This is a genomic window from Acidimicrobiales bacterium, assembly GCA_035531755.1.
In the GTDB taxonomy this organism is placed as follows: Bacteria; Actinomycetota; Acidimicrobiia; order Acidimicrobiales; family UBA8190; genus DATKSK01.
Genome location: DATKSK010000027.1, coordinates 20,980 through 27,713, shown reverse-complemented (window position 1 = coordinate 27,713; position 6,734 = coordinate 20,980). Strand labels below are relative to the sequence as shown.

At 73.8% G+C, this 6,734-nt stretch carries 8 protein-coding genes; 5 read left to right on the top strand and 3 right to left on the bottom strand.

The genetic code is table 11. The annotated features are described in order from the left end of the window. Together VMV22_05515 and VMV22_05510 are read left to right on the top strand one after the other, a co-directional pair. Positions 1-994: FGGY-family carbohydrate kinase (locus VMV22_05515; GenBank protein HUY21779.1), on the top strand; the 994-nt coding region annotated here is incomplete at its 5' end. Positions 995-1,080: 86 nt separating this feature from the next. Then, a complete protein-coding gene (locus VMV22_05510; protein ID HUY21778.1) occupies positions 1,081-1,266 on the top strand; it encodes a hypothetical protein in 186 nt (61 codons plus the stop codon). A gap of 26 nt (positions 1,267-1,292) precedes the next feature. Here VMV22_05510 and VMV22_05505 read toward each other — a convergent pair whose 3' ends face one another. Both VMV22_05505 and VMV22_05500 read right to left on the bottom strand, forming a co-directional pair. Further along, positions 1,293-2,651, bottom strand: a complete 1,359-nt coding sequence (locus VMV22_05505; protein ID HUY21777.1) for a glutamine synthetase family protein — start codon at positions 2,649-2,651, stop codon at positions 1,293-1,295. A 99-nt stretch (positions 2,652-2,750) separates the two neighbouring features. Then, the gene (locus VMV22_05500; GenBank protein HUY21776.1) at positions 2,751-3,530 is read right to left on the bottom strand and encodes a glucose 1-dehydrogenase; all 780 of its coding nucleotides are present in this window, start codon (positions 3,528-3,530) and stop codon (positions 2,751-2,753) included. Between the two features lie 122 nt (positions 3,531-3,652). Between VMV22_05500 and VMV22_05495 the strand changes: the two genes are divergently transcribed. The 3 genes from VMV22_05495 (at position 3,653) to VMV22_05485 (ending at position 5,991) form a co-directional block, all read left to right on the top strand. Continuing rightward, entirely contained in the window at positions 3,653-4,390 is a 738-nt protein-coding gene (locus VMV22_05495; protein HUY21775.1) for a gamma-glutamyl-gamma-aminobutyrate hydrolase family protein, read from the top strand. After that, entirely contained in the window at positions 4,387-5,766 is a 1,380-nt protein-coding gene (locus tag VMV22_05490; GenBank protein HUY21774.1) for an aldehyde dehydrogenase family protein, read from the top strand. Before VMV22_05495 ends, VMV22_05490 begins: the two co-directional genes overlap by 4 nt. 81 nt (positions 5,767-5,847) lie before the next feature. Then, complete coding sequence (locus VMV22_05485) at positions 5,848-5,991, top strand: hypothetical protein (protein HUY21773.1); 144 nt, start codon at positions 5,848-5,850, stop codon at positions 5,989-5,991. Positions 5,992-5,996: 5 nt separating this feature from the next. Here VMV22_05485 and VMV22_05480 read toward each other — a convergent pair whose 3' ends face one another. Next, complete coding sequence (locus VMV22_05480; protein HUY21772.1) at positions 5,997-6,722, bottom strand: YcnI family protein; 726 nt, start codon at positions 6,720-6,722, stop codon at positions 5,997-5,999. Between the last annotated feature and the right edge of the window lie 12 nt (positions 6,723-6,734).

Here is a 6,734-nt window from a genome sequence, read left to right as displayed (position 1 = left end):
CGCGCACTGGGTCACCGACAACCGGCGCATCGCGTCGGTCGACTACGACGAGACCCTGCTGCGCATGGCCGGCCTCGAGCGTTCCACGCTTCCCGACCTGGTCCCGTCCGGCTCGGTCGTGGGGCCCTTGCGGCCCGAGGCGGCCACCGAGCTCGGGGTCCGTGCGGGCATCCCGGTGGTCACCGGTTCCGGAGACGTGCACTCGGCGGCGGTCGGGTCGGGGGCGGTGGCGGACTTCGCCGGCCATCTCTACATCGGGACGTCGTCGTGGATCTCGTGCCACGTGCCGTTCAAGAAGACCGACGCCCTGCGCAACGTGGCGTCGATCCCCGCAGCCGTTCCCGGGCGCTACATCGTCGCCGACGAGCACGAGACGGCGGGCGCCTGCCTTCGGTTCCTCGCCGAGAACCTGCGCATGGGCGAACCCGGCGCGGGGCCCGACAGCGACGTCTACCGGTATTTCGACGAGGTCGCCTCGACGGTGCCCCCCGGCGCCAACGGCGCCATGTTCACGCCGTGGCTCAACGGCGAGCGCTCACCCGTTGACGACCACACGATCCGGGGCGGGTTCCACAACCTGTCGCTGTCCACGTCGAGGGACGACCTCGTGCGCGCCGTCTACGAGGGCGTGGCCCTCAACAGCCGGTGGCTGCTCGGCGCGGTGGAGCGGTTCGTCGGTCGGCGCTTCGAGGAACTGGCGTTCGTGGGTGGCGGTGCCAACTCCGACGTGTGGTCCCAGATCCACGCCGATGCCACCGGTCGCAGGATCCGGCAGGTGGCCGACCCGGTGCTCGCCAACGTCCGCGGGGCGGGGCTGCTCACCCTGATGGCGCTCGGCCGCGCCCGGGTCGAGGACATCCCGGCGATGGTCGGGACCGGCCGGACCTTCGACCCCGAGCCCACCGCGGCGGCCGTCTACCACGAGCGCTTCGGGGAGTTCGTGGACCTGTACAAGCAGACCAAGCAGATCCACCGGCGCCTCAACCGGCACTGACGCGCCCCGTGCCGGCGTCGTGACCCCTCGGCGAGCTGATCGCCCGGTCGGTCACCGACAACCTCTACCGCTTCGTCGTCCCCGCGGTGGCGGGACCCCACCGCCTGGTCCCCATCGTCGCACTGGCGACGAAGACGCAGACCGTGTTCACGCTCCGGGCGGCCATCGAACGCGGCCGCCTCAAGGGTCAGAAGGGCCCGGACGGCCAGTGGCGCAGCACCCGCGCCTGGGTCGACGAGTACGTCGCGAGCAAGTACAAGCGCCGGGCCTGAGTTGTTCTCGTGCTCGTCGCTCCGGCTCAGATCCGCTCGAAGTTCCGCCCGAGCTCCCAGTCGGTGACGGTCTGGTTGGCCCGCACCCACTCCTGACGGGCGGTGTTCAGCAGGTGGTGGTGGACGTCGTCACCGAAAGCGTGGGCGGCCACCGGGCTCGACTCCAGCTCGGCGATGGCCTCGACCAGCGTCGTGGGCACGCGGGCGACGTCGGTCGCCCGGTAGGCGTTGCCCTCGAACGGCGGCGGGAGCGCCAGGCCCTGTTCCACGCCCCACAGGCCGGCGGCGAGGATGCCCGCCAGGGCCAGGTACGGGTTGACGTCGGCGCCCGGGATCCGGCACTCGACGCGCCGGCTCTCGCCGTGGCCCACCAGGCGGAAGCCGCACGTGCGGTTGTCCACGCCCCACACGGCGGCCGTCGGCGCCCACGACCCGGGGACGTAGCGCTTGTAGGAATTGACGTACGGCGCCCACAGCCACGTGAGCTGACGGGCGCTGTCGATGAGCCCGGCGACGAACTGCCGCCCGACCTCCGACAGCGCCGACGGTGCGTCGTCGCCCGCCATCAGCGACGCCCCGGAGTCCGCGTCCCACACGCTGGCGTGGATGTGGCACGACGACCCGACCTCCGCCATCGACCATTTCGCCATGAAGGTCGCCGCCCGCCCGCACTGGTCGGCGATCTCCTTGACCCCGTTCTTCAAGACGAGGTGGCGGTCGGCGACCTCGAGCGCCTGCCCGTAGGTGACGTTCACCTCGTGCTGGCCGCGGCCCGCCTCGCCCTTGGAGGACTCCACGGGGATGCCGGCCGCCAGCATCTCGTTGCGGACCCGGCGCAGCACGTGCTCCTGGCGCGCCGTCTGCAGGAGCTGGTAGTCCTCGATCGTGGAGACGTGGGGGTGGAGATCGCGCCACCGCTTGGCCGCGGCCTCCTCGAAGGTCTCGTTGAAGAGGTAGAACTCGAGCTCGGTGGCGCAGCGGATGTCGAGGCCGAGCGCCCGCGCCCGCTCGATCTGGCGGCCCAGGACCCGGCGGGGCGAGACCTCCACGGGCGCGCCGTCGCCGTCCACGACGTCACAGACCACCATGGCCGATCCCTCGAGCCACGGCAGGAGCCGCAACGTCGAGAGGTCGGGCTTGGCCACCACGTCGCCGTAGCCGGTCTCCCAGTTCGTGAAGCGGTAGCCGTCGAGGGGCTCCATGTCCACGTCCACGGCGAGAAGGTAGTCACACGCCTCGATGCCGTGCTCGAGGACGTGGTCGAGGAAGAACGCCCCGGTCACCCGCTTGCCGACCGGTCGGCCCTGCATGTCGGGGAACGCCACCACGACGGTGTCGACCGTGCCGTCGGTGATGCGCTCGGTCAGCCCGCCCAGGTCCAGCATCACCGCACGATGGCACGGGCCGGGGGCCCCGTCCAGCACCCGACGGGCTGCTCTCTCGAGGTCACTCCGGTTTCCCGAGGTCACTCCGGTCTCCCGAGGTCACTCCGGGGTCACGTAGGCGGCGGTGATGCCCCCGTCGACGACGAGGGCCGAGCCCGTCATGAACGAGGACTCGTCCGAGGCGAGGAACAGCGCCGCCCGCGCCACCTCCTCGGGTCGGCCCAGGCGTCCCATGGGGATGTGCACCAGGCGGCGGTGGCGGCGAGCGGGATCGGCCAGCAGCTCCGCCAGCAGCGGCGTGTCGATCGGCCCCGGGCACAGCGCGTTCGCCCGGATCCCCTGGCGCGCGTACTCCACCGCCAGCTCGCGGGTGAAGGCGAGCACCCCGCCCTTCGACGCCGTGTACGCGACCTGCGCGGTGGCCGCGCCCATCAGCGCCACGAAGGAGGCCACGTTCACGATCGACCCGCCACCCGAGTCGATCATGGCGGGGATGGCGGCCCGGCAACACAGCCAGACGCCCTTCAGGTTGACGCCCATCACGCGGTCCCACGTCGCCGGGGGGGTGTCCAGGACGCCGCCGTCGTCGCCGGGGAAGATCCCGGCGTTGTTGAAGAGCACGTGCAGGCCGCCGAGTTGTCCGGTCGCCGCCGACACGACCCGCGCCGCCTGCGCCTCGTCCGACACGTCGGCGGTCACGGCGACGGCGCGCCCACCCCGGTCGGCGATCCCGGCGGTGGTGTCGCGGGCGGCATCGGCGACGACGTCGGCCACGACCACCGACGCGCCCTCGGCGGCGAACAGCCCGGCAGCCACGCGCCCGATGCCGCTCCCGGCCCCGGTGATGACCGCGACCTTCCCGTCGAGACGACCCGGCACGCCACGACCCTACCCGGCCCGCCTCTGCGGCCCCCGGCCCGGGGGCCCGACCCCGGGCCCGTCCCCGGGGCCCGGCCCGGGGGCCTGTCGGGTGGGGGCGGCACCGGTGGGAGACTTGGCCGATGGCCGCCCACGCCACCCCCGTCATCGGGGTGACGACCTACCGCCAACAGGCCGTGTGGGGCCCGTGGGACAGGCTCGCGGCTGTGCTGCCCGCCACCTACCTCGAGCGCGTGGCCGCAGCCGGCGCCCGGCCGGTGCTGCTCCCTCCGTGCGCGGCGAACGGGGGGGGCGCCGACGCGGCGTCGGCGGTCGTCGACGCCATCGACGCCCTCGTGCTCGTGGGGGGAGGGGACGTCGACCCCGCCCGGTACGGCCAGCCGACGCATCCCGCCACGTCGGCGGTCGACCCCGTGCGCGACGCCGACGAGCTCGCCGTCCTGCGGGCCGCCCTCGCCGCCGACCTGCCCGTGTTGGCGATCTGCCGCGGAATGCAGCTGCTCAACGTGCAGCTGGGGGGAACGCTCGTGCAGCACGTGCCGGACGTCGTCGGCCACGACGGTCACCAGCCGGCCCGGGGCTGCTTCGCGGATGTGGAGGTCACCACCGAGCCCGGCTCGGTGGTGGCGGAGATCCTGGGCGAGACGGCCACGGTCCGGTGCTCGCACCACCAGGCCGTCGACCGGCTCGGCGACGGGCTGGTCGTCAGCGCCCGCTCCGCCGACGGCCTGGCCGAGGCCGTCGAGCTCCCGGTGGCGCGTTTCGTGGTGGGCGTGCAGTGGCATCCCGAGGAGGTGCCCGACCTGCGTCTGTTCGAGGCCGTGGCGAGCGCGGCGCGAGGAGCGGGGCACCGGGCATGACGCCGGACCTCGTCCGGGTGGTGAACCCCGCCACCGAGCAGACCGTGGCCGAGGTGGCGCGCCAGGGGGAGGAAGAGGTCGACGCCGCCGTGCGCCGCGCCGCGCTCGCCTTCCCCGCCTGGCGCGACGTCACGCCGGCGGACCGTGGCCGGCTCCTGCGCCGCTTCGCCGAGCAGGTGGAGTCGCACGCCGAGGAGCTGGCCCTGCTCGAGACGCGCAACGTGGGCAAGCCGATCGCCGACAGCAGCGGGGAGGTGGCCATGGTGGCGGACGTCCTGCACTTCTACGCGGGCGCCGTCGACAAGCACCGCGGCGACACCATTCCCGTCGCCGGCGGCCTGGACGTGACGTGGCACGAGGCGCTGGGGGTCGTGGCGGCCATCGTGCCGTGGAACTTCCCGCTGGCCATCGCGTCGTGGAAGGTGGGCCCCGCCCTCGCCTGCGGCAACACGGTGGTGGTCAAGCCGGCCGAGCTCACCCCGCTCACCGCCCTGCGCTTCGCCGAGCTGGCGCTGCAGGCCGGCATCCCCGACGGGGTGCTGCAGGTGGTCGTCGGCCGGGGGACGACGGCGGGTTCGGCGCTCGTCGAGCATCCCGACGTCGCCAAGGTCTCCTTCACGGGGTCCACCGACGCCGGGCGCGACGTCATGGCGCGGGCAGCGGGGACGATCAAGCGCGTCACCCTCGAGCTGGGCGGCAAGTCCGCCAATGTCGTCTTCTCCGACGCCGACCTCGAGCTGGCCGCCGCCAGTGCCCCGTCGGCGGTGTTCGGCAACGCCGGACAGGACTGCTGTGCCCGGAGCCGCATCCTGGTCGAGCGCAGCGTGTTCGACCGATTCGTCGAGCTCCTCGTGGCCGCCACCGAGCGCCTCGCCGTCGGGGACCCCGAGGACGCCGCCACGGAGATGGGACCGCTCGTGTCCTGCGAGCACCGGGCCCGCGTGGCGGCGTTCGTCGATCCCCTCCCGGACGGCCTGCACGTGGCCGGTCGCGGCCGCGTCCCCGACGGCCCCGGCTGGTGGTTCGCGCCCACCGTCCTGGCCCCGGTGGGCCCCGAGGGCCGGGTGTGGCGCGAGGAGATCTTCGGCCCGGTCGTGGCCGTCACGCCCTTCGACGACGAGGCGCACGCGGTGGCGCTCGCCAACGACACGCCCTACGGGCTCTCCGGCTCCGTCTGGACCCGCGACGTGGCCCGGGCGCTGCGGATGGCCACGGCAATCCGGGCCGGGGTGCTCTCGGTCAACTCCAACACCTCGGTGCGGGTGAGCACCCCGTTCGGGGGCACGAAGCAGTCAGGTTTCGGCCGCGAGCTGGGCATGGAGGCGCTGGCGTCGTTCTCCGACGTGAAGAACGTGTTCATCTCCTCGCAGGGGTGACGCGAGCGCTCCACGCGGGGGAGCCGAGACTCACCCCTGGCCGTCGCGTGCGGGGGCTGCCCGCCCGGTAACGTCTCGGGGGTGAGTCGTGGACGGAAGTTCGTCAAGCCGTTGGTGGCCGCCGCGGGCGTGGCCGGCACCGTCGCCAGCATCTGGTGGTTCGCCCTGAAGCCCCGTCGCAAGCGCGCCCGGCAGCGGGCGTCGGGCCCGTCGCCGACCGGCTGATCCGCTCAGGGGCGCACCGGACGTCGCCGGAGAGCGAGCACCCCCACGCCGACCATGGCCACGACCGACAGTCCGACGGCGACGCCCGCCAGCGTCACCGCCGCCCCTGACGTCGTGGACGACGCGGCCGGGGCACGGAGGTCCCGCACCGTCGTCGACGGTGGCGCCGTCAGGGTGAGCACCGGCGCCGGCGAGTCGGGGGAGGGGTCCTGCGAGGACGGCACCTCGATCCACCGCACGATCTCCCCCGACGAGTAGGTCTGCAGCGCCTTGAACACCAGCGGCCCGGCCCTCGTCGGGAGCTGGCCCACCTCGATGGCGAAGTCCTCGTACTGGCCCGTGCCGATGCCGCTGCCGGACGCGGCCCACGTCACGTCGGAGACGACCGTGCCCACCGGGCCGTCGTCGGTCGGCCGGGGCCGGGCCAGCGTCCGGGTGTCGACGCTCGACGTCCACCCCGGCACCGGGAGCACGTCGACGGCCGGCAGGGCGGCGCTGGCGGGCAGGAACACCTGCAGTTTGACCGTCGAGGTGTCGTCGCGCTCGTTCGGCACCCGGAAGACCAGCTCCACGTCGCTGGACCCCGCGGGGAGCGACGCCGGGTGGACGGTCACGTGGGCCGCGGCGGGCCCGGCCCACACCATCACGGCGACGACCGCGCCGGCGCTGGCAACGAAGACCCGACCGGAGACACCGGCCGTCCGCCGTGCGCGCGCCACGGGCGGGCGCACGGGCACGGAGCC

What these genes read in the sequence shown, in the direction of transcription:
- VMV22_05505 (HUY21777.1), bottom strand. Translation starts at nt 2,651, where the DNA reads ATGCTGGACCTGGGCGGGCTGACCGAGCGCATCACCGACGGCACGGTC.
- VMV22_05495 (HUY21775.1), top strand. Translation starts at nt 3,653, where the DNA reads ATGGCCGCCCACGCCACCCCCGTCATCGGGGTGACGACCTACCGCCAA.
- VMV22_05490 (HUY21774.1), top strand. Translation starts at nt 4,387, where the DNA reads ATGACGCCGGACCTCGTCCGGGTGGTGAACCCCGCCACCGAGCAGACC.